The organism is Pseudomonas sp. P9_2 (assembly GCF_034008255.1).
Lineage (GTDB): Bacteria > Pseudomonadota > Gammaproteobacteria > Pseudomonadales > Pseudomonadaceae > Aquipseudomonas > Aquipseudomonas synxantha_A.
The window spans coordinates 3,088,491-3,109,656 of record NZ_CP125376.1; the positions used below are offsets into that span (position 1 = coordinate 3,088,491).

Annotated in this window: 23 protein-coding genes and 1 pseudogene; 11 read left to right on the plus strand and 13 right to left on the minus strand. The window is 60.0% G+C overall.

Features of this window, described 5'->3' with window-relative positions:
• Positions 1-11: 11 nt before the first annotated feature.
• From QMK52_RS13750 to QMK52_RS13765, 4 genes and pseudogenes are all read right to left on the minus strand, one after another.
• Positions 12-644, minus strand: coding sequence for a glutathione S-transferase family protein (locus QMK52_RS13750; protein ID WP_122733660.1), 633 nt, complete (start codon positions 642-644; stop codon positions 12-14).
• A 143-nt stretch (positions 645-787) separates the two neighbouring features.
• Positions 788-1,201: a hypothetical protein gene (locus tag QMK52_RS13755; protein ID WP_194439016.1), complete on the minus strand. Its 414-nt coding sequence runs from the start codon at positions 1,199-1,201 to the stop codon at positions 788-790.
• Between the two features lie 254 nt (positions 1,202-1,455).
• A pseudogene (locus QMK52_RS13760) lies at positions 1,456-1,596 on the minus strand (DUF6124 family protein); the annotation flags it as partial.
• Positions 1,597-1,622: 26 nt separating this feature from the next.
• The gene (locus QMK52_RS13765) at positions 1,623-2,654 is read right to left on the minus strand and encodes a LacI family DNA-binding transcriptional regulator (protein ID WP_164365902.1); all 1,032 of its coding nucleotides are present in this window, start codon (positions 2,652-2,654) and stop codon (positions 1,623-1,625) included.
• 212 nt (positions 2,655-2,866) lie between these two features.
• Here QMK52_RS13765 and QMK52_RS13770 point away from each other — a divergent pair, with 212 nt between their 5' ends.
• Both QMK52_RS13770 and QMK52_RS13775 read left to right on the plus strand, forming a co-directional pair.
• Positions 2,867-3,400, plus strand: a complete 534-nt coding sequence (locus tag QMK52_RS13770; protein ID WP_194439014.1) for a gluconokinase — start codon at positions 2,867-2,869, stop codon at positions 3,398-3,400.
• An 84-nt stretch (positions 3,401-3,484) separates the two neighbouring features.
• The gene (locus tag QMK52_RS13775) at positions 3,485-4,837 is read left to right on the plus strand and encodes a GntP family permease (protein ID WP_005790708.1); all 1,353 of its coding nucleotides are present in this window, start codon (positions 3,485-3,487) and stop codon (positions 4,835-4,837) included.
• 118 nt (positions 4,838-4,955) lie between these two features.
• Here QMK52_RS13775 and alaC read toward each other — a convergent pair whose 3' ends face one another.
• Positions 4,956-6,167 carry an alanine transaminase gene (gene alaC / locus QMK52_RS13780; protein WP_320404180.1) on the minus strand — a complete coding sequence of 404 codons (1,212 nt, stop codon included), beginning with the start codon at positions 6,165-6,167 and terminating at the stop codon, positions 4,956-4,958.
• A 196-nt stretch (positions 6,168-6,363) separates the two neighbouring features.
• On the opposite strand from alaC, the gene QMK52_RS13785 reads away from it, so the two are divergent.
• Positions 6,364-6,846: a GyrI-like domain-containing protein gene (locus tag QMK52_RS13785; protein ID WP_320404181.1), complete on the plus strand. Its 483-nt coding sequence runs from the start codon at positions 6,364-6,366 to the stop codon at positions 6,844-6,846.
• Between the two features lie 66 nt (positions 6,847-6,912).
• On the opposite strand, the gene QMK52_RS13790 is transcribed toward QMK52_RS13785, so the two are convergent.
• Positions 6,913-7,404: a GNAT family N-acetyltransferase gene (locus tag QMK52_RS13790; protein ID WP_194439010.1), complete on the minus strand. Its 492-nt coding sequence runs from the start codon at positions 7,402-7,404 to the stop codon at positions 6,913-6,915.
• A gap of 145 nt (positions 7,405-7,549) precedes the next feature.
• On the opposite strand from QMK52_RS13790, the gene QMK52_RS13795 reads away from it, so the two are divergent.
• The 3 genes from QMK52_RS13795 to QMK52_RS13805 are packed head-to-tail and all read left to right on the plus strand — an operon-like array spanning position 7,550 to position 9,588.
• Positions 7,550-7,969: a YybH family protein gene (locus QMK52_RS13795; RefSeq protein WP_005790700.1), complete on the plus strand. Its 420-nt coding sequence runs from the start codon at positions 7,550-7,552 to the stop codon at positions 7,967-7,969.
• Between the two features lie 42 nt (positions 7,970-8,011).
• A complete protein-coding gene (locus tag QMK52_RS13800; RefSeq protein WP_320404182.1) occupies positions 8,012-8,362 on the plus strand; it encodes a YciI family protein in 351 nt (116 codons plus the stop codon).
• Positions 8,359-9,588: an RNA polymerase sigma factor gene (locus QMK52_RS13805; protein WP_320404183.1), complete on the plus strand. Its 1,230-nt coding sequence runs from the start codon at positions 8,359-8,361 to the stop codon at positions 9,586-9,588. The genes QMK52_RS13800 and QMK52_RS13805 overlap by 4 nt, the downstream gene beginning before the upstream one ends.
• A gap of 21 nt (positions 9,589-9,609) precedes the next feature.
• Here the strand turns inward: QMK52_RS13805 and QMK52_RS13810 are convergent, their stop codons facing one another.
• On the minus strand, positions 9,610-10,464 hold the full coding sequence (locus QMK52_RS13810; RefSeq protein WP_005790694.1) for a LysR family transcriptional regulator: 855 nt from the start codon (positions 10,462-10,464) through the stop codon (positions 9,610-9,612).
• A gap of 87 nt (positions 10,465-10,551) precedes the next feature.
• Here QMK52_RS13810 and QMK52_RS13815 point away from each other — a divergent pair, with 87 nt between their 5' ends.
• Positions 10,552-10,989, plus strand: coding sequence for a multidrug/biocide efflux PACE transporter (locus tag QMK52_RS13815; protein ID WP_005790692.1), 438 nt, complete (start codon positions 10,552-10,554; stop codon positions 10,987-10,989).
• Between the two features lie 8 nt (positions 10,990-10,997).
• Here QMK52_RS13815 and QMK52_RS13820 read toward each other — a convergent pair whose 3' ends face one another.
• On the minus strand, positions 10,998-11,756 hold the full coding sequence (locus QMK52_RS13820; protein ID WP_005790690.1) for an SDR family NAD(P)-dependent oxidoreductase: 759 nt from the start codon (positions 11,754-11,756) through the stop codon (positions 10,998-11,000).
• 106 nt (positions 11,757-11,862) lie between these two features.
• On the opposite strand from QMK52_RS13820, the gene QMK52_RS13825 reads away from it, so the two are divergent.
• The gene (locus tag QMK52_RS13825) at positions 11,863-12,759 is read left to right on the plus strand and encodes a LysR family transcriptional regulator (RefSeq protein WP_005790688.1); all 897 of its coding nucleotides are present in this window, start codon (positions 11,863-11,865) and stop codon (positions 12,757-12,759) included.
• Here the strand turns inward: QMK52_RS13825 and QMK52_RS13830 are convergent.
• The gene (locus QMK52_RS13830; protein ID WP_005790687.1) at positions 12,756-13,673 is read right to left on the minus strand and encodes a LysR family transcriptional regulator; all 918 of its coding nucleotides are present in this window, start codon (positions 13,671-13,673) and stop codon (positions 12,756-12,758) included. The genes QMK52_RS13825 and QMK52_RS13830 overlap by 4 nt on opposite strands.
• Before the next feature lie 105 nt (positions 13,674-13,778).
• Between QMK52_RS13830 and QMK52_RS13835 the strand changes: the two genes are divergently transcribed.
• Genes QMK52_RS13835 through QMK52_RS13845 form a run of 3 tightly spaced genes read left to right on the plus strand, consistent with a single transcriptional unit; the run spans position 13,779 to position 16,443 of the window.
• Positions 13,779-14,537, plus strand: coding sequence for a 5-oxoprolinase subunit PxpA (locus tag QMK52_RS13835; protein WP_320404184.1), 759 nt, complete (start codon positions 13,779-13,781; stop codon positions 14,535-14,537).
• Positions 14,538-14,593: 56 nt separating this feature from the next.
• The gene (locus QMK52_RS13840) at positions 14,594-15,472 is read left to right on the plus strand and encodes an allophanate hydrolase subunit 1 (protein WP_320404185.1); all 879 of its coding nucleotides are present in this window, start codon (positions 14,594-14,596) and stop codon (positions 15,470-15,472) included.
• Positions 15,469-16,443 carry a biotin-dependent carboxyltransferase family protein gene (locus tag QMK52_RS13845; protein ID WP_194439003.1) on the plus strand — a complete coding sequence of 325 codons (975 nt, stop codon included), beginning with the start codon at positions 15,469-15,471 and terminating at the stop codon, positions 16,441-16,443. The genes QMK52_RS13840 and QMK52_RS13845 overlap by 4 nt, the downstream gene beginning before the upstream one ends.
• A 58-nt stretch (positions 16,444-16,501) precedes the next feature.
• On the opposite strand, the gene QMK52_RS13850 is transcribed toward QMK52_RS13845, so the two are convergent.
• The 4 genes from QMK52_RS13850 to QMK52_RS13865 form a co-directional block, all read right to left on the minus strand.
• On the minus strand, positions 16,502-18,115 hold the full coding sequence (locus QMK52_RS13850) for an inorganic phosphate transporter (protein ID WP_320402985.1): 1,614 nt from the start codon (positions 18,113-18,115) through the stop codon (positions 16,502-16,504).
• Positions 18,116-18,347: 232 nt separating this feature from the next.
• Positions 18,348-19,370, minus strand: coding sequence for a transporter (locus tag QMK52_RS13855; protein WP_005790679.1), 1,023 nt, complete (start codon positions 19,368-19,370; stop codon positions 18,348-18,350).
• Positions 19,371-19,519: 149 nt separating this feature from the next.
• Positions 19,520-19,828, minus strand: a complete 309-nt coding sequence (locus tag QMK52_RS13860; protein ID WP_005790677.1) for a PepSY domain-containing protein — start codon at positions 19,826-19,828, stop codon at positions 19,520-19,522.
• A 94-nt stretch (positions 19,829-19,922) separates the two neighbouring features.
• Entirely contained in the window at positions 19,923-21,050 is a 1,128-nt protein-coding gene (locus tag QMK52_RS13865; RefSeq protein WP_005790676.1) for a glycerophosphodiester phosphodiesterase, read from the minus strand.
• Between the last annotated feature and the right edge of the window lie 116 nt (positions 21,051-21,166).

Genomic DNA, 21,166 nt, shown 5'->3' on the forward strand with positions numbered 1-21,166 from the left:
GATCCCTGTGCTTAGTTGTGGCCGTCGAGGGCAAAGGTCTTGAAGCCGGCGTGCTGGCTGAGCCGCTGATAGTAGGCGGCAATGGCGGGGTAGGGTGGACGCTGCATGGGCGTTGCCTGCCAGCGGTGTACCGAGAGGCCGATGAGGATATCGGCGAGGGTGAATTCCTCCCCGGCCACATAGGCACCGGTCCTGGCCAGTTGTTGTTCGAGAATGCCCATCTTGTCGTTCCAGAGCTGCACTGCGGCGGCGATTTGCGCTGCGTCGAGACCGTCGGGGTTGTTGCGTACCAATGCGGTGAAAGCGTCGCTCCAGGCGCGATTGAGTTCCACGGCTTGCCAGTCGATCCATTGCTCGACACGCGCCCGGGGGGCGGGTTCGACAGGCAGCAGGTCGTGGCGTTGGTACAGGCCGACAAGGTAGCGGCAGATGGTGTTGGATTCCCACAGCACGCCGTGGTCGTCGATCAAGACCGGGATCTGGGCGTTGGGGTTCAGGGCGAGGAACTCGGTGGACTGCGTGGGCTTGAAGCCGATGCCCCAGTCTTCACGCACGTAGTCGATACCCAGTTCCTGGCAGGTCCACAACACTTTGCGCACGTTGATGGAGGAGGTGCGGCCCAGGATTTTCAGTGAGTGTGCCATTGAGCTTCCCTGCGATCATGAGTGCCAGGGGCCAATTTACCAGACGTTTGGGAGCTATAGCGAGGATAGGCAGTGATCAGAAAAGGCAGGCACTTGCCTGACTATGCGCAGTGCTGCCTTGAGGTGGACGGATGTGTAAGCGGTTATGGAGTCGCATTGAAATTTTTAATGTAGTACTCACCGCGTTCGACGGTAATAATTTTTTCTCGGTCGTCGGCTTTGGCGGCTATGAAGGCAAATTTTGCTTCAAGGATATTATCTTCGTTGCTGACAATTTCAAATGTTCCCGAGATGGCCGGATATGGATCCGAACCCCCGTTAGGGTTAGGCACGTTATAAATAACTTGAACATGCTCCTCCTTCTTGGAATGGGAAAGTTTATAGCGGCCTGGTGTGAAGCTCTTGTCTATTTCGAATGCAATAAAATGGCTGTTTTGTATGAATGCCAGTGTGGTGTTTTTTGTGCCAGGGAATGTATTCAGGTGGAGAATGTTGTGAGAATCAAAACTCTCGTTAGTCTCTTTCAGGAAGCCAGTGATTTTATTGGGTAAATTCATAATGAGTCTCCTTGAGGGCAATGAGTATGCGAGGGGGCTGCCCCTGATATTTAGGCCGCATACACCATGCAGGTCTACTGTCATTTATGACAGTTCTCTGGAGCGACCGATGAGCGGTAAGCGTACGTTGAAAACCGCCGGTTGAAAGGCGCTGGTGATTTGGTCGACGTTTGTCTGTCCTCTGAGTCGACAGATACAGGGAGGCTGCTTTACATCAGGCTGACGTGCTTATTGGGCCGAGCCTCCCCTTACTACTAGGCCAGCGGTACTTGTTGGTTCATGGCTTTGCCTACCAGCAATACACTCAGCTCGCTCAATTGATGCATGGCCAGCGCTACATCACGGTGCTTGCCGGTGAGGTCATCGGACAGGTCAAGCAGCAAGGCACTTGCCGCGATGTCAGCCGCTTCCTACAGCCGTCCTACGTACTCTCGCGCACCTGCAACTCAAACCCCATATCCACCACCGGTTTGGCAATCTTGTTGCCCGCCATGATCGTCAGCAAATGCTCCGCCGCACGTCGACCAATCGCCTCGCGTGGCGTGCTGATGCTGCTTAGGCGCGGCACCATGAATGACGACGCGGGCAAGTCGTTGAAGCCCAGCACCGCGACTCGCTCCGGCACCTTGATGCCGTGGCGCAGGGCTTCGAGCAGGGCGCCCTGGGCCAGGTCGTCGTTGCCGAAGAAGATCGCATCCACATCCGGATGCGCTGCCAGCAATTGCAGGAACAGTTCGCCGCCCAGGCCCACGGAGGAGGGGCGGGGTGTCAAAAGCTCCAGTGCCGGATCGTACATACCCGCCTGCTGCAAGGCGCGGCGGAAACCTTCACCGCGCAACAACGTGCGCTGATCCAACTGCGCGCCGATGTAGGCCAGGCGCTTGCGCCCACGGGACAGCAAATGCGCCGCCGCCGTTTCGCCTGCGGCCAACTGTGAGAAGCCCACGCAGTTCACCCCGGCATTGGGGTCCAGATCCATCATGTACACGCACGGGACATTGCTGGCCTCGACCATTCGTCGCGCGCTTTCGGTGCGGTCGAACCCGGTCAGCAGCAAACCCCGTGGCTGGTAGGCCATGTAGTTGCGCAGCAGGTTTTCTTCTTCATCGCGCGAATAATGGGAGTTGCCGATCAGCACTTCAAAGCCCTTGGGCCGCAGTACCTGATGGATGGCTTCCAGTGTTTCGATAAACAACAGGTTGGACAGCGACGGCACCAGCACCACCACCGATTGGCTCTGGGCCGACGCCAGGGCACGGGCGGCGGGGTTGACCACGTAGCTGAGTTCGGCGGCGGCCTGCTGGACTTTTTCCACCAGTTCGGTGGCCACGGTGCTGATACCGCGCAGGGCGCGGGAGGCGGTGATTGGGCTGACCCCGGCCAGGCGTGCAACTTCATTGAGGGTAGGGCGGCCCGTCGTGCGGGTATTTTTATCGTTCTTGGAGGTCATCAGGCGGCTTGCCAAACAAAAATCGAGGCACTAAGGTAGCGCTGTCTCCAAAGGGCTGCAAATTATTGAACCCAGGGTTGCCTGATCCGGTTCGAATGATTGGAGCAGATGCACGCGTCACTCCATAAAAATGACAAGTCGGCGCGGGAAAAGCCTGTTTTTGCACTAGCCTTATGCTGTGCAAAGGTAGCGCTATCTGCGTCCTGAGGTGTTTCATGAGTCAACCTGTTACCGCCCTGGTCATCATGGGTGTTTCCGGCTGTGGCAAGTCCAGCGTCAGCGAAGCCCTGTGCCGCCTGAACGGCGCCACTGCCATTGAAGGCGACAGCTTTCACCCCGCCGCCAACATCGAAAAGATGAGCGCCGGCTACCCCCTTAACGACGACGACCGCGCCGGCTGGCTCGACATCCTGTGCGATGAACTGCGCCGGTCGCTCACAGCGGGCGAGCATCCTGTGCTCACCTGTTCAGCCCTGAAAAAGAAATACCGCGACCACTTGCGCGAAGCCGCGCCGGGCCTGGGCTTTGTGTTCCTGGAGCTGACCCGCGAAGTGGCCGCCGACCGCGTGTCCCACCGCCCCGGCCATTTCATGCCGGCAAGCCTGATCGACAGCCAGTTCGCCACCCTCGAATCGCCCAAGGGCGAACCGCTGACCCTGGCCCTCAATGCCAGTGAAGACAGCGTCGAGGAGCTGGCCGAGCAGACCAACGCCTGGTGGCGCAAGCACGGCTTTGAACCTACTCATTAATTTTTTGCCGGAAAAGATAGCGCTATCCCCGGCAGAAAATTCAACACCCGCTTTAATAACAACAACAAACAGGAGAGACCCCCCATGTTTGGCATGTCCCACGAGTCTTACCTGCTGCTAGATGCAGTAGTCACTATCATCGGGTTGATCGTACTGATCACCAAGTTCAAGGTGCACCCGTTCATTGCACTGATCATCGCGGCCGGTTTCCTGGGCCTGACCTCGGGCATGCCCGTGGACAAGATCATCAAGGCGTTCCAGGACGGTTTCGGCGGCGTGCTCGGCTTTGTTGGCATTATCCTCGCGCTGGGCACGATGCTCGGCAAGATGATGGCCGAATCCGGCGGTGCCGATCAGATCGCCCAGACCCTGATCCGCGCCTTCGGCAAAGAGAAGGTCCAGTGGGCCATGATGTTCGCCGCGTTCCTGGTGGGCATCCCGCTGTTCTTTGAAATCGGCTTTGTGCTGCTGATCCCGCTGGTGTTCATCGTGGCACGGCGTACCGGTGTATCGCTGATCAAGATCGGCATCCCGCTGCTGGCCGGCCTGTCGGCGGTACACGGCCTGGTGCCACCGCACCCGGGCCCGCTGCTGGCGATTGGCGTGTTCGGCGCGGACATCGGCAAGACCATTCTGTACGGCCTGATCGTCGCACTGCCGACCGCCATCATCGCCGGCCCGATCTTCGGTACGTTTATCGCCAAGTACATTCCGGGCAACCCGTCCCAGGAACTGGTGGATCAACTGGCCCGCGAGACGGATAACAAGTCGCTGCCAAGCTTTGGCATCACTCTGGTCACCGTGCTCTTGCCGGTGTTCCTGATGCTGCTCAAAACCTTCGCCGACATCGCCTTTGCCGAAGGCAACGTGGTGCGCAACTGGATGGACATGATCGGTCACCCGATCACCGCCTTGCTGCTGGCATTGCTGCTGTCGCTGTACACCTTTGGCCATCGCCAGGGCATCCATTCCAAGCAGATCCTCAAGCTGCTCGACGCCAGCCTGGCGCCGACCGCCGCGATCATCCTGATCATCGGTGCCGGTGGTGGCTTCAAGCAGATGCTGGTGACCAGCGGCGTGGGTGACGTGATCGGCCATATGGCAGTGAACGCACAGATCAACCCGATCCTGCTGGCGTGGCTGGTGGCGGCGGTGATTCGTATCGCCACCGGTTCAGCGACGGTCGCGACCATTACCGGTGCAGGCATTGTGGTGCCGGTGGTCGGCATGATCCCGGGCGTCAACCGCGAGTTGCTGGTGCTGGCGACGGGCGCGGGTTCGTTGATCCTGTCGCACGTCAACGATGCCGGGTTCTGGCTGGTCAAGCAGTACTTCAACATGACCGTGGCCGAGACGTTCAAGACCTGGACGGCGATGGAGACCATCCTGTCGATCGTGGCGCTGATCTTCATCATGTTGCTGTCGTTGGTGGTGTAACAGGCACCGCAAAACACATGTGGGAGCTGGCTTGCCTGCGATGGCGATGGTGAATCCAACACCGCTATCGCAGGCAAGCCAGCTCCCACATTGATTGGCTTTCTTCAGGTGGATCAGGTCAGGCTTTGCTGACCAACCCATCCGCCCTGAACATCCCGCGAATCCCGCGCACCGCCTGGCGAATCCGGTCCTGGTTCTCGATCAGCGCAAAGCGTACGTGATCATCGCCATACTCGCCAAAACCGATCCCAGGCGACACACACACCTTCGCCTCCAGCAGCAACTTCTTGGCAAATTCCAGCGAGCCCATGGCGGCATACTGTTCGGGGATTTTTGCCCAGACGTACATCGACGCCTTGGGGTTCTCCACCATCCAGCCCAGCTCATGCAAGCCCTTGACCAGCACATTGCGGCGCTGGCGGTACTGCTCGGCGATGTCTTTGACGCACTGCTGATCGCCTTCCAGCGCAGCAATCGCTGCGACTTGCAGCGGTGTGAAGGTGCCGTAGTCGTGGTAGCTCTTGATCCGCGCCAGGGCGTTGACCAGTTCGGGGTTGCCCACCATGAACCCGATGCGCCAGCCGGCCATGTTGTAGCTCTTGGACAGGGTGAAAAACTCCACTGCGATGTCCTTGGCGCCGGGTACCTGCATGATCGAGGGGGCTTTCCAGCCGTCGTAGACGATATCGGCGTAGGCCAGGTCGTGCACCACCAGCACGTCGTATTGCTTGGCCAGGGCGATCACTCGCTCGAAGAAATCCAGCTCCACGCACTGCGCAGTGGGGTTGGACGGGAAGCCCAGGATCATCATCTTTGGCTTGGGGATCGAGCCGCGAATTGCCCGTTCCAGCTCGGCGAAAAAGTCCACGCCCGGCACCAGCGGCACTGAGCGTACCTGGGCACCGGCAATCACCGCACCGTAGATGTGAATCGGGTAGCTGGGGTTGGGCACCAGCACGGTGTCACCCTGGTCCAGGGTGGCCAGCATCAGGTGCGCCAGACCCTCTTTGGAACCGATGGTGACGATGGCTTCCGACTCGGGGTCGATATCCACTTCATAACGGTCCTTGTACCAGCGCGAAATCGCCCGGCGCAGGCGTGGAATGCCTTTGGAGGTGGAGTAGCCGTGGGTGTCTTCACGCTGGGCGACGGTGACCATTTTTTCCACAATGTGCGGTGGCGTGGGGCCGTCGGGGTTACCCATGCTCAAGTCGATGATGTCTTCGCCGCGCCGACGCGCAGCCATCTTCAGCTCGGCAGTGATATTGAAAACGTAAGGGGGGAGTCGATCTATGCGCGCAAAGCGGCGCGGCGAACCTTGGTCGGCCATTGTTGCCTCGAGAGTACGTAAGCGCCCGGAACCGTCCGAGCGACGTCGGCCACTGCGGTGGCCTGCGAGGCAGACAATACGGGCGATGATGGCAAGTTGTCCAGATGCGTAGGAAAAATTTCTACATGGAGTGTGGCGCGGATATGCCCCTATACTCGTTGCGGGTTTGTTCCCTCATAAGAAGGAGACTGTTCGTATGGATCAGCAGACAAAACAACCGTTGGAGCCACGCATGGAAGCCGGCAAAGCGCTGGTGATCGCCGGTGTGCAAGGGCGGTATTCGAAGGCCACCGTGGGTGATATCCCACGGTTGTGGGAGTTGTTCGACACCTGTATCAAGGACATCAAGAAGCGCGTGGGTGGGGTGACCTATGGGGTATGCCACAACCCCCATCAAGGCGAATTCGATTACATGGCGGGGGTTGAAGTCCCGGCCAAGGGCGATGTGCCCAGCAATTTCGAGTTCATCGAAATCCCGCCGCTCAACTATGCCGTGTTCGCGCATTACGGGCCGGTGCAGGCACTTGAGCAAACCTACGAACGCATCATGTTCGAATGGCTGCCGCATTCGGGCTACAAGGTGATGGGGGCGGATTTCGAGCGCTATAGCGCGGATTTCGATGGGAAGAAGGGCACGGGGACGGTGGAAATCTGGCTACCGGTTGGAGAGCGGGGCTGACTGCGCATTCGATGTCACGTAAACACGACAGGCACGCGTGAAAGTCCTGTTTACGTGACATTACCGTTATGAACTGAATATCCAGCGCAACCGGCGCTCATACCCGACCCGTCCCTTGTAGGCCTCGCCGCTGTCCACCCATCCCGCCCCGAGATACAGCCCCATCGCCGCCAGGTTGTGCGTGTCCACAGACAACTCCAACCCTTTGATCTGCGGCCACGTCTCAAGCGCCATGGCCGGCAGCGCCTGCAAACACGCTTTGCCGAACCCACGCCCTTGCCGATGCCGATCTACTTGCAACGCATGCAGCGTGGCGCTGTGTTCATCGGCCCAATGGGGCAGGCACGGTGGGCGCTTGAGCAGGAGGAAGGCGACGGGAATGTCGTTGGCTAAAAACGCAAAGCCCTTGACCCCAGGGCTTGGGTTGGCCAGCAAGGTATTAAGGGCGCAGTACATATCCCCGCAAAACGGCAATTGTTCAGGATGAACTTCGATGGCGCTCACTTGCTGTTGTTGCACAGGGTTGAGCGCCTCGTAGGCAACAAGGCGGGTTTGCATCGGGCTATCCGAACGGTTGCAAATAAGGGCGCAGTTTATCGGGTTTGAGGTATGGGAAATTATTTTTCCGAGGTGTGTCGATTGGTGCGACGGCCATTCGACTAAGGGTGACCTACGTGATTTTCCACCCCAAGGAGTCATCGCCATGAGCACTGCCATCAACCACCTGATCGAGCAATGGAAACACGCTGTCGTCAGTCGCGATATCGACAAGATTGTCAGCTTTTACGCCGACGATATCGTCTCGTTCGATGCCGTAACCGCTTTGCAATTCAAAGGCAGGGCTGCCTACCGCGCACACTGGGAAGAATGCATGAAGCATTGCCCCGGCCCCGGTATCTTCGAGTTTCATGAACTGCATATCGTCCAAGCTCCAGACAGCGCGTTCGCTCACTGGCTGGCCCACTGCGGCGGTGCCGGGCCCGATGGTGAGGTGAAAGCCTGCTGGATGCGCGTGACCGCCGGGTACCAGCGCATCAATGGCCAATGGAAGGTGGTGCATGAACACTGGTCGGCGCCCTTTGATATGCAAAGCGGCACAGCGTTGTTCGATCTACAACCCTGAGCGCCGCGAACTATAGTCAGTCATCCGAACACGGAGAACGCCATGAAATACCTGTGCCTGATCTACAGCGACGAACAGGTGCTGCACACCTCGCCCGACAGCCCCCACGACTCGGAGTGTTTCGCCTATGCCCAGGCCATCCAGGCCAGCGGGCGGATGCTGGCCGCCGAGCCGCTGGAGCCGGTGGCCACCGCCACCACCGTGCGTATGCGCAATGGCAAGTTGTCGATCACCGACGGGCCGTTTGCCGAAACCAAAGAGCAGCTCGCCGGGTTCTACCTGATCGACGCCAGGGACCTTAACGAAGCGATCCAGGTGGCAGGTGACATTCCGGCGGCCCGAGTCGGCAGTGTGGAAGTGCGCCCGGTGCGCGAACTGAACGTGCCGCAATGACGCTCAGTGGTCAGGTCGAAGCCATCTACCGCAGCGAGTCACGGCGTGTGCTTGCCACGCTGATTCGCGTGCTGGGTGATTTCGACCTGGCCGAGGAGGCGTTGCACGAGGCGTTTTTTGTCGCCGTGCAGCGCTGGCCCGAGGACGGCATACCGGATAACCCACGAGCCTGGCTGGTATCGACCGGCCGCTTCAAAGCCATCGACCGCCTGCGCCGCCAGGCGCGGTTTACCCCGTTGCTGCAAGAGCAGGCCGACACGCTGCAAGCAGCTGACTGGAGCGATGACGACGTGGAAGATGACCGCCTGCGCCTGATCTTCACCTGCTGCCATCCGGCGCTGGCCCCTGATGCCCAGGCCGCGCTGACCCTGCGTGAGATCTGCGACCTCAGCACCGAGCAAATCGCCCACGCGTTCCTGGCCACACCTGCCACCATCGCCCAGCGCATCGTGCGCGCCAAGGGCAAGATCCGCGATGCGAAAATTCCTTACCAAGTGCCGTCCCGAGCCGAATTGCCCGAGCGATTGGACAGCGTGTTGCGCGTGATTTACCTGGTGTTCAACGAGGGCTACACGGCCTCCACTGGGGCGGACCTGACCTGTGCAGACTTGACCCTGGAGGCCATTCGCCTGTGCCGTTTGCTGATGCAATTGCTGCCGGAGCCGGAGGTGATGGGCTTGTTGGCGTTGATGCTGTTGCATGAGTCGCGAAGGCCCGCACGCACCTCGGCCAACGGCGAACTGGTGCTGCTGGATGCTCAGGACCGTGGGCTGTGGGATACATCGTTGATAGCTGAAGGCTGCAACCTGGTGGAGCAGGCGCTGAGCACCCGGCGCTTCGGGCCCTATTGCTTGCAGGCGGCGATTGCGGCGGTGCACGCCGAGGCGCCTAACGCAGGGGAAACCGATTGGCGACAGATTATCGGGCTCTACGATGTACTGCTCAGAGCGGTACCCTCGCCGGTGATCGAATTGAACCGGGCAGTTGCGGTGGCGATGGAGCAGGGGGCACTGGCGGGTTTGGCGCTGGTGGAGGGCATTTTGCAACGCGGTGACTTGCACGATTACCACTTGGCGCATTCGGCCCGCGGGGAGTTTTGCCGGCAGTTGGGACGGGTTGAAGAGGCCCGTGCAGCTTACGAAAAAGCTCTGTCGCTGACCCAACAAACCCCGGAAAAGCGCTTCATCATGCGCCGCCTCGCCGAACTCAATTCCCCCAGACAATGACTATCCAAATATGGGAGGGGCTCAGTCGAGCATCTTGCCCAGCAACCAACTCCCAGCAGGCCCCGGTGGGTGTTGGCGCGACCATAGAGCATCCACCGCCACCGAGCGCGGCCAGCTGCGAACCTTGAGTTCAACCAGCTGATTGCCGCCAAAACGTTCCACCAGCCAGCGTGGAATCGGTGCCCAGCCAAAACCCAGTTGCGCCATCTCCATCAACATCAGGTAACTCGGTGCCGACCACACACGCTGAGTGCTGCGGCTTTCATTGGGGTTGATGATGCTCGCCAGCCGCAGCTCCCGGTGTTGCTGCAAGACGTGCGGGAGCACCCTGTCCAGGCCAGCCAACGGGTGTTCAGGCGAAACGAACAGCGCGATTTCAGTACGTTCTTCCACGCAGGAGAAGGTCAGATCCGGCGGGTAAATCTCTTGTTTCTCGATAAACGCAATCTGTGCCCGGCCGCTTTGTACCAGCGCGATCAGGTCTTCGCATTCGGCGATCAGGCATTCCAGCTCAAGGTCCGGATAGCGTTGCTCGAAGGCTGTGAGGGCGATTTCGAATCGATCCGATTGGTAAGTATCGGACATGGCGATACTCAACTTCGGCTCCAACCCTTGGGATAGCTGACTGGCGGCCAACTCCAGGCGACTGCTGGCCTCCAGCACCTGTTCGGCCCGTTGCAGCAGTACCTGTCCCGCCGCAGTCAAGGTGGGTTTGCGGCTGCTGCGATCAAACAGCACAACGTCCAGGTCAATCTCAAGGCTGGCCACCGCCGCGCTGACAGTCGACTGGCTTTTGCCCAGCTTGCGCGCAGCGGCGGAAAACGAGCCTTGGGTGGCGGCCTGGACAAACGCCTGGAGCACTTCGTGGGAGGCCATACTATCGCCTTGGTCGATGGTTATTGGTTATGAAGTATCGAGACAAAACCTGATCATGGCAACCATCGTCATTCACGGAGCCGGGTCATGAACCCTACCAAGTCGATTACTGAACGTGTTTTCCAAGCCCTGGGTTTTGAAGGGTTGGCCTTGTTGATCTGTACGCCGCTGCTGGTTTGGATCACCGGCAGGCCGGCACTGGAGATGGGCGCAGTGACCCTGGGCATCAGCCTGTTGGCCCTGAGCTGGAACGTGGTTTTCAACAGCCTGTTCGACCGCCTCAAAACACACCTGCAACTGGCCAACAGTGGCTGGACCCGGGTGCTGCACGCGCTGCTGTTCGAGGGCGGCCTGATCCTGCTGGCAGTGCCGTTGATTGCGACCTTGATGAAGATCAGCCTGTTGGAGGCGTTCATCCTCGACATTGGTGTGCTGCTGTTCTTCCTGCCGTACACCTATGTGTACCACTGGGGTTATGACGTGTTGCGCGAGAAAATCGTCGGTAAAACCCCAGTAGCCCTGTAGGTGGGCGCCTACAGGAACATCCCGCCCGACGCCTCGATCCGCTGGCCGGTGATCCAATGGCTGCCATCGGCCAGCAATGTCGAAATCGCACCGCCAATGTCGTCCGGCAAACCGGCGCGGCCCAGGGCCGTGTTATTGGCGACCATGGCATTCACATCGCTGTTGTCGCGCACCGCGCCGCCGCCGAAGTCGGTGGCAATCGCGCCCGGTGCCAGGGTGTTCACGGTAATACCGCGTGGGCCCAGCTCTTTGGCCTGGTAGCGCGACAGCACTTCGACCGCTCCCTTCATCGACGCATAGGCTGCATACCCCGGCAGGCTGAACCGCGCCAGGCCGCTGGAAATGTTGATGATGCGTCCGCCATCGCTGATCAACGGCAGCAGTTTTTGCGTGAGAAAAAACGGCGCCTTGACGTGGATCGCCACCAACTGGTCGAACTGGGCTTCGGTGGTCTCGGCGAAGCTGGCGTGGGCAGCGATGCCTGCGTTATTGATCAGAAAGTTGAAATGATCCTGAGCGAAAACATCCTTGAGCAGCGCGCCGACCTGGCCGACGAACCCATCGAAGCTTGCGCTTTGGCTGACGTCCAGTTGCAGCATGGCGGCGCGGCCACCCAATGCCTCCACTTGGGCAACTACGGCTTGGGCCTCGCCTGCGGCGCTGTGGTAGGTGCCGATAATGTCTACGCCTTGCGCAGCCAGGTGCAGCGCAGCGCTTTTGCCCAGGCCACGGCTAGCGCCGGTGATGAGTGCGATTTTACGGGTCATGGTGCAGTCCTCAGTGATAGTTAGTGGAACTGAGTGTATTTGTCCGGTCATGACGTGATAAACAGGCTGATATCGGAATCACTGGCCGGATAAGGCGAACAATCCAATGAACAAGCTTGAGCTGCTGCGCACCTTCGTACGCGTCACTGAGTTATCGAGTTTTACCCAGGCCGGCCAAAGCCTGGGTTTGCCACGCTCTACGGTATCCGAGCATGTGCAGGCGTTGGAGGAGTTGCTCGGCGCACGGCTGTTGCAACGCACCACGCGCAAGGTGCAGGCGACCCAAGACGGGCGTGTGTTGTATGAGCGCAGCAAGGATCTGCTGGCGCATATGGAAGAACTGGAAGGGTTGTTTCGCCAGGATGAAACCCAACTGGCCGGGCGCATACGGGTGGATATGCCCAATGTCATGGCGCGGGGTTTGATCGTGCCGAATTTGCCCACGTTCATGACGCGCCATCCCCTGATCGACATCGAGATCAGCGGCTCGGACCGCCAGGTGGACCTGATCGCCGAAGGATTTGATTGCGTCGTGCGCGTCGGTGCCCAGCCAGACCAAACAGTGGTGGCGCGACGGGTGTGCAGCATGCCGATGGTCAACTGCGTGAGCCCGGCGTATCTGCACCGTTACGGCATGCCTGCGACATTGGCTGACCTGGCGAATCACCAATTGGTGCATTACGTGCGGCCCCTGGGCGCACGCTCGGCAGGGTTCGAGTACCTGGTGGGCAACAAGGTGCAACGGTTGCCGATGGCAGGAAGGGTGACCGTCAACAGCACCGATGCGTATCAGTCGGCGTGCCTGGCAGGTTTTGGCATTACCCAAGTGCCCCAACTCGGGATTCGCGATTTATTGGCCAGTGGCGAGTTGGTAGCCGTGCTGCCGGATTACCAGGCACCGCCTCTGGACGTGTATTTACTGTACGCCGGCCAGCGGCATTTACCGCTGCGGGTGCGGGTGTTCATGGACTGGTTGACCGCCACCCTGCAAGCCCACCTTTAACGGCGCGCCGACAACTGCTGCGGCGCCAGGAACGCATCGTGGAAGTAATCGCGGAAGGCTTGCATCGCCGGGGTAAACGCGCGCTCGCGGTGCCAGGCCAGGCCGACGCTCATGGGCGTGACCGGGTCGGTGACGGTCAGGGTTTCGATGCGCTTGCCTTCCAGCGACCAGGGCCGGTGCACCAGGTCCGACAGAATCGCCACGCCGCTGCCATTGGCAACCATGCTGCGCACCGCTTCCACCGAGCTGGTGCGCAGCCGCACCCTGGGGGTTTGCCCGGCCTGTTCCCAATAGCGCATGGCACTGTGTTCGGCTTCATCGACGGTCAGCAGGATGTAGGGCTCTTGCGCCACGTCCGCTAGGCTGACGGCGCCGCGTTCACACAATGGGTGATGGCTGGGCAGCCACAGGCGGCGTTCGGAGTTGAACAGGATTTCAGAGACGATATCCGCGTGGGTGAGGTTGGCGGTAAGCACCACGGCCATGTCGAACTGGCCATCGAGCAGGCCCTGTTCGATGGCCTGACGTTCCTGCTCGAACACCTCGATGGTCACGTCCGGATGCCAATGCTCCATGCGCTGCAAATGGTGCGGCAGGAAATAACCCAGCACGGTGTAGCTCGCCGCCACCCGCAACACGCCGCTGGCGCGGTAATCCGGCAGCGGGCTGTTCAGGGCGTCTTCTACGCTGCGCACAATCACATAGGCGCGGTTGAGAAAATGCCGACCGGCGTCGGTGAGGTTCATGCCCTGGGCCGAGCGCACGAACAACTGTACGCCGAGCATGGCTTCCAGCTCCTTGATCGCCGTGGTCACCGCCGACTGGGAAATGTTCAGGTGAATCGCCGCCTGGGAAATCTGGCCGATTTCAGCGGTGGCGACGAAGTAGCGAACCTGGCGCAAGGTAAGGGACATGGTCGGTATCTGATTTTCAGAAGATGGGTCATCTGATAATAGATCTTCCCAAGGGGTCAAGCCCCAGCCTACTTTCCTGGCATCACTTATGGCGGAGCAACCTTGATGCGGGCAGTGGATTTCAATTCGGACATGGGCGAAAGCTTCGGCCCCTGGACTATCGGCGACGGCGTCGACGCAGAGCTGATGGCTCACATCAGCTCGGCCAATATCGCCACCGGCTTTCACGCCGGCGACCCTGGCACCATGCGCCGCACTGTTGGGCGCGCCAAGCAATTGGGCGTGGCCATCGGCGCTCACCCGGGTTTTCGCGACCTGGTGGGCTTCGGTCGTCGGCATATCCATGCATCGGCCCAGGAGCTGGTGGACGATATGCTCTACCAGCTTGGCGCGCTGCGTGAAATGGCTCGTGCCCAAGGCGTGACCTTGCAACACATCAAGCCCCACGGCGCGCTCTACATGCACCTGGCCCGCGATGAAGAGGCTGCGCGGCTATTGGTGCAAAACCTGCAAATCATTGAGCCGACGCTGTTGTTGTACTGCATGCCCAATTCGGTGATCTGGCGCATTGCCAGGGAGCTGGGGCAGCCGGTCGTGCGCGAGTTCTATGCCGACCGTGAGTACGATCTGAGCGGCTCCATCGTGTTCACCCGCAATGTGCGTGCCCTGGACGCAGCCACTGTTGCGGCCCGTGTCCTGCGCGCTTGTCAGAGCGGGCGGGTACGTACCGTAGAAGGCGAAGACCTGGTGATTGAATTCGATTCCATCTGCCTGCACAGCGATACCCCTGGCGCCCTGGACTTGGTGCAAGCCACCCGCGAAGCGTTGGATCAGGCCGGTATCGAAGTCCGGCCCCCCCAATAAGAGCCTTACCTCACTTTTTTGCCTGCCTTTCTACAATGATTCCAAGAGGAACAGACATGGCTGAAACGTCCCCCATCCGCTACAGCTTCGGCGGTGATGAACACCTGTTTGCCGAGGTCAGCGACAGCATGTCCCTGGAGGCTTTTTTCAAGGGCATGGCGGTGACCCGCGCCGTGGAACGCCTGGCGCTGGAAGGCGTGCTGGATGTGTGCCTGGCCAATGCATCCTTCCAGATTCGCTTCGACCCCGACCGCATCGCGCCTCACGTGCTGCTCGACGCGGTGCAAAGCGCCGAAGCCCAGGCGGTGGCCGAGCGCACGCTGCACACGCGCATCATCGAGATCCCGGTGCTCTATAACGACCCCTGGACCCACGAAACCCTGATGCGTTTTCGTGACCGCCACCAGGACCCCGGCGGCACTGACCTGGAATACGCCGCCCGTATCAACGGCCTGGCCGACGTGGACGCGTTTATCGCCGCCCACAGTGGCGCACCCTGGTTTGTGTCGATGGTCGGCTTTGTCGCGGGGCTGCCGTTCATGTTCCAGATGGTCGAGCGCGACCGGCAATTGCAGGTGCCCAAGTACCTGCGGCCGCGCACCGACACGCCGAAACTGACCCTGGGCCATGGCGGCTGCTTTGGGTGTATCTATTCGGTTCGCGGTGCCGGCGGTTACCAGATGTTCGGCGTGACCCCGGCACCGATCTACGACCCGCAGCAGCAGTTGGCCTACCTCAAGGAGCACATGGTGTTCTTCCGTCCTGGCGACATTGTGCAGTTCAAGCCGATGGACCGGGAGGCTTACGACCTGGCCGTCACCGAAGTGGAAGCCGGGCGTTTCGATTTGCGCATTCGCCCGGTGGAATTTTCCCTCGATGCCTTTCTCGCCGATCCCATTGGCTATCCGCAAACCCTGCAGGAGGCGCTGGCATGATCAAGGTGCTCAAACCCGGCCTCGCCACCTCCGTGCAGGACCTGGGCCGCGAAGGCTATTACCACCTGGGCATTCCGCCATCGGGGGCGCTGGACCAATACGCGCTGAGTGCAGCCAACCATCTGGTCGGCAATCCCGTGGGCGCGGCTGGCCTGGAATGCACGCTGATCGGGCCTGAGCTGGAGTTCCAGCAAGACGCGCTTATAGCGCTGAGCGGCGCCTTGATGTCGCCGCGCCTGGACGGTGAAGTGGTGCATCAGGACACCGCCTTTAGCGTGCGTGCCGGGCAGGTGCTGCGCTTCGAGTTTCCCGTGGCCGGCGCGCGGACTTACCTCGCCGTTGCCGGGGGCATCGACGTGCCGTTGGTGCTTGGCAGCCGCTCCACCTACACCCTTGGTGCTCTCGGTGGGTTTCACGGGCGGCGCTTGCAGGAGGGCGATCTGTTGCCTATCGGCACGGCCAGCGGTGCGGGGCGTGCGGGCAACAGCTTGCCGATGGCGTTGCGTCGTTCGGTGGGCGGTGATGTCACGTTGCGCGTAGTGCCGGGGCTGTACTACGAGCGCTTGACCGACGCGGCAAAAAGCAGCTTTTTTGCCGAGCCGTGGACGGTGGGCTCCGAGGCTGATCGCATCGGCTATCGCTTCAAGGGCGGCAGCGCATTGAGCTTCCAGCCGCGGGAACAGCCGTTTGGCGCGGGCTCCGACCCCTCCAACATCGTCGACAGTTGCTACCCGATTGGTTCGATTCAGGTACCGGCGGGGTTGGAACCGATTGTGCTGCATCGCGATGCGGTGTCGGGCGGTGGCTACGCGATGATCGGCACGGTGATCAGCGCCGACCTGGACTTGATCGGGCAGATGCAGCCCAATCAGCGAGCGGGGTTCGTGGCGGTGACATTGGAGCAAGCGCTGGAGGCGCGGCGGGTCTACAAAAAGCGCCTGAAGGCCATGGCCGGACTCTTCACACCCTGAAGAAACACAAAACCGAATGTGGGAGGGGGCTTGCTCCCACATTTTGATTTTCTGTGTGTCAGAACAATTGGGTAAAAAGCCAGTAGAGGCTACCCGACAGCAATATCGCCGCCGGCAAGGTCAACACCCACGCCATCAACAAATTGCGGATGGTCTTCATCTGCAACCCCCCGCCATTGGCGACCATGGTCCCGGCTACACCCGAGGACAATACATGGGTGGTCGACACCGGCAGCCCGAACATATCCGCCGCGCCGATGGTCAGCATCGCCACCGTTTCGGCTGAAGCGCCTTGAGCGTAAGTCAGGTGAGTCTTGCCGATTTTTTCGCCCACCGTCACCACGATGCGCTTCCAGCCGACCATGGTGCCCAGGCCAAGGGCAATGGCCACGGCGATCTTCACCCACAGCGGGATAAAGCGCGTGGCGTTGTCGATCTGTTGCTTGAACAGTTGAAGCTTGCCCTGGGTGTCGGCGTCGAAGTTGCCGACCTTGTCTTTGTCCATCAGGCGAATGGTTTCGCTGGTCAGGTACATGTCGTTACGCACGTTGCCGACGGCTTCGGCCGGTACGGCGGCGAGGGAACCATAGCTTTTCACTTCTTCGCCGATATGGCCGGTGATGGCGGCGAGTGCGGGCACCAGTTCCGGCGTGGCCTCTTTGGTGCGAACGTAGGTCGACAAGGTTGCACGTGAATCGCCCGGTGCCGGCTGCGGCGCTGCTTTGACCAAGGCAGCCTGGGTCACTTCAGCGACGGCGGCAAATTGCAGCGACTGATCGGCAGGCATGGTGCGGTTCAGCGCGTAGGCCATCGGCAAGGTGCCCACCAGGATCAGCATGATCAGGCCCATGCCCTTTTGCCCATCGTTGGAACCGTGGGCGAACGACACGCCGGTGCAAGTAACAATCAGCATCCCGCGAATCCACCAGGGCGGCGGCGTGTCGCCTTTGGGCGCCTTATACAGCGCACGGTTTTTGACAAAGGCGCGCAGGGCCAGCAACAGCAAGGCGGCAAACGCAAAGCCAATCAGCGGCGACAGCAACAAGGCATAACCGATCTTGATCGCCTGGCTCCAATCCACACCGCTGGTGCCGTCACGTCCGTGCATCAGAGCATTGGCCACGCCTACGCCGATGATCGAGCCGATCAGGGTGTGGGACGACGAGGCCGGCAGCCCCAGCCACCAGGTGCCCAGGTTCCACAGGATCGCGGCGATCAACAGGGCGAAAATCATGGCGAACCCGGCCGATGATCCCACCTGCAAAATCAGCTCCACCGGCAGCAAGGCGATGATGCCGAATGCCACCGCGCCACTGGAAAGCAACACGCCGAGGAAGTTGAAGAAGCCCGACCACACCACCGCAAAATGCGGTGGCAGCGAGTTGGTGTAGATCACCGTCGCCACCGCATTGGCGGTGTCATGGAAGCCGTTGACGAATTCAAACCCCAGGGCGATTAACAGCGCCACGCCGAGCAACAGGAACGGCGTCCAGGTAGTGAGCTGGGCGCCCATTTCGTGCATATCGTGCATCAGGCTGTAAGCGGTGAACAACAGACCCATGGCAAGTACGGCGAAGAACATGATCACCGTCAACAAGCCTGGTTTTGTGTCCAGCCGGGGTTGGGAGGAGGGTGAAGCGTGGGGGGAGGCAGTCAGGGAAGGGGTGGCCATGCCGGAGCATCCAGTGTGAGGAGGATGGCCTTAATGATCATTGCAAAATATTACAGCGATGCTGCGGCAGGTCAGTGTTTTCGGAAATCGAGTGCACCGCCGGTCTACCAAACGCAGAAGAACCAATGTGGGAGGGGGCTTGCTCCCGATGGCGGAGTGTCAGTTAATAAATTATTGACTGACTACCGCTATCGGGAGCAAGCCCCCTCCCACGTTTTGACCGCATTTCAGGTCAGTAGTCTTTGCGTTTTCGGAAGGCCCACCGCCCGGCAATCAAGGTAAAGGTCGCCACCAGCGCCACTAATATCCAGAAGCCTTCCGGGTCCTGTGACAGCGGCACTCCACCCACGTTCATGCCAAAAAAACCGGCAATGATATTGATCGGCAACGCCAGCACTGTCACCACAGTAAGGGTGAATAACGTGCGGTTGCTTTGCTCATTGAGGTTGGCGGCGATTTCCTCCTGCAACAGCTTGATGCGTTCGCCCAGGGCCGTCAGGTCGTTGATGATCAACGCAAACTCCTCGGTGGATTTGCGCAACTCCTTCACGTCTTCCTTTTGCAGCCAGTGCGGCGGACGGTTGAGCAGGCGTAACAACGAGCCTGGCTCCAGCGCCAGCAGGCGTTGCAGGCGCACCAATACGCGGCGTGCAGCGCCCAGTTCGGCGCGGTTGGTAGACAGGCGTGAGGACAGCAACTGATCTTCGATATGGTCGACGCTGATACTGGTCTTGCGCACGATCTGGGTCAGCACTTCGCCTTGGTCGCGCAGTAAATGCACCAGCAGTTCCAGAGGCGAGCGAAAGTGTTCACCGGCTTTTACCGACGAGCGCAATTTGTCTACCGAATGCAGTGGTTGCAGGCGCGCACTGATCAGCAAGCGGCTGCGCGCGCACACCCACAGCGTGGAAATATCCGACGACACCATGCTGCTGAAGTTGAACACCACATCGTTGACCACCGCCAACAAGGCCGAGTCCACATGCTCGATGCGTGTAGAGCGTGAGCCCTCATGCAAAGCTTCAAAAAACTCTTCCGGCAGCGACAAATGCGCCTGCATCCAGCGCTCGCACGCAGCGTGGGCGAGGTTCAAGTGCAGCCACAGAAACTCTTCCGGATCTTGTGGTTGCTGCAAGGCGGCGAGGGCGGTGGCTGAGTCAATTTGCTGGCCTTTTTCGCCGGGGCGAAAGCGGAAACCGTAAAGCAGGCCAAACAGGTCGGGGTCCTGATGGGCGTGGTCGATGCTGTGGTTCATGGCGGCTCGCAGGGAAAGGGCCTGTAGGACGTTTCATAGGCACTCAGGCGCGAATCATTGCAAGGTGGGATGACGGTTATGTGACGGTTGGGTGTCGCGCATAAAAAAACGCGCCACCCGAAGGTGGCGCGTTTTTTGGGAGATTCGACTCAAGTGTCGAGCTTGTCTGCGAGCACTGCGCCAGTTTTGGCGTCGAGCTTCACTTCGAATTGCTTGCCGGCAGTGTCGGTCAGTTCAACTTCGTAGACCAGGACGCCGCTATTGTTGTGGTCCAACTCGGTGTCATTGATAGTGGCGCCCGCGTGCTTGTCCAATGCGGCAGCGTTGAGTTTGTCGAAAGGCATCACGGCGCCAGACTTGAGCAGGCTAGGAATCTGGTCTGGACGAACATCCGCCTGCGCCAGGCCGGCAGTCAGGGTCAAGGCAGTGGCGGCGAACAAAGCGGTCAAGGTTTTCATGGTGTGTGTCCTTCTTGGGTTGAGCTGTTTAAGTGGCGCCAGATTAACCGGCGCAACTTAACTCATCCTTAATGGCTCACTGACACCAATGCCCTTAGTACTTATGGTCGTTGAGCAGGTCCTGAACGCTGGACGACGGCCAGCGTTTGTAGAACTTCAGCAGCTCGGCGGCACGGTTGGTGAAGATGCCATCGACGCCGGCCTTCATGACTTTCTCGAAATCCACCGGCTCATCCACGGTGTATACATGCACCAACAGGCCCTTGTCGTGGGTCAGCTTGTTCATTTCAGGTTTCACCAGATCGGTGTAGCTCTGGTCGCCGTGGTCGGTCAGCTCAGCCGACGGGCCGGTGCCGATGGCGCCAAGGCTTTTGGCCTGGTCGACCCATTTTTCAAATTCGGCGGCGTCCTTCGGTTCTTGCTTGGCGTAGTAGGCGGCCTTGGTCGGTTCACCGGATTCGGCGAAGGTGACTTTGGATTTGGGTTCGATGCTGCCTTCGCCGACCCACAACAGCAGGATCTTCGGGGTGTTGGGCATTTCTTTCTGCAACTCTTGCAGGCTTGCAACTTCAAAGGTTTGCAGCACCACGCGGCCACGGCCTTGGCCGACGCCGGTGTTGCTTTTGCCCAGCTTGGAGCCGGCGGAACTCAGCCAGCCCTTGTCCAGCAGCTTGTTTTTCAGGTCGGCTTCGATCCCCGGGAACTGCTTGGGCTCCTTGGTTTCGATGTACAGGCCGGGTTTGTGCGAGGGGTTGCCTTCGGCGATCTTGATGATGTCGTCCAGGCTCAGGATCTTCAGGCCAACGAAGCCTGGGCGCGCGCGGTCCGGGTAGGCGGCGTTGAACCAGCTGCCGGCGTCGAGGGTTTGCAGTTCTTTCCAGGTGAACTCGTTGGCAGGCGCGTCTTTGCGCTCGGGGAACTTGGTGGCCACGTCGGTGGTGCGCTGCAGGTTGTTGTCGTGCAGGGCAAACAGCACGCCGTCCTTGCTGCGTTGCAGGTCCAGTTCCAGGTAGTCGGCCCCCAGGTCGCGTGCCACCTTGTAGGCGGCGGCGGTGGATTCAGGTGCGTCGTAGGAGGCGCCACGGTGAGCGATCACGGCAGGGTAGGGTATGCCTTCGTTTGTCGCCAATTCAGCCGGGCTGACCGGGTCGGCAGCCTGTGCCTGGCCAAGGCCGAGCATCAACGCCAGCAGCAAGGCGCTCTTGGTAAACGTGACAGGCATATGCGAAGTCCTTTCGTGGAGGTAACTTTGAGAAGGTGTCCTTTTTAACAATTGATTGCGAAAGGCGCTATCACCAAACCGACATTAACGTGCGCGCGAGCCAATTTTGTCGGTTT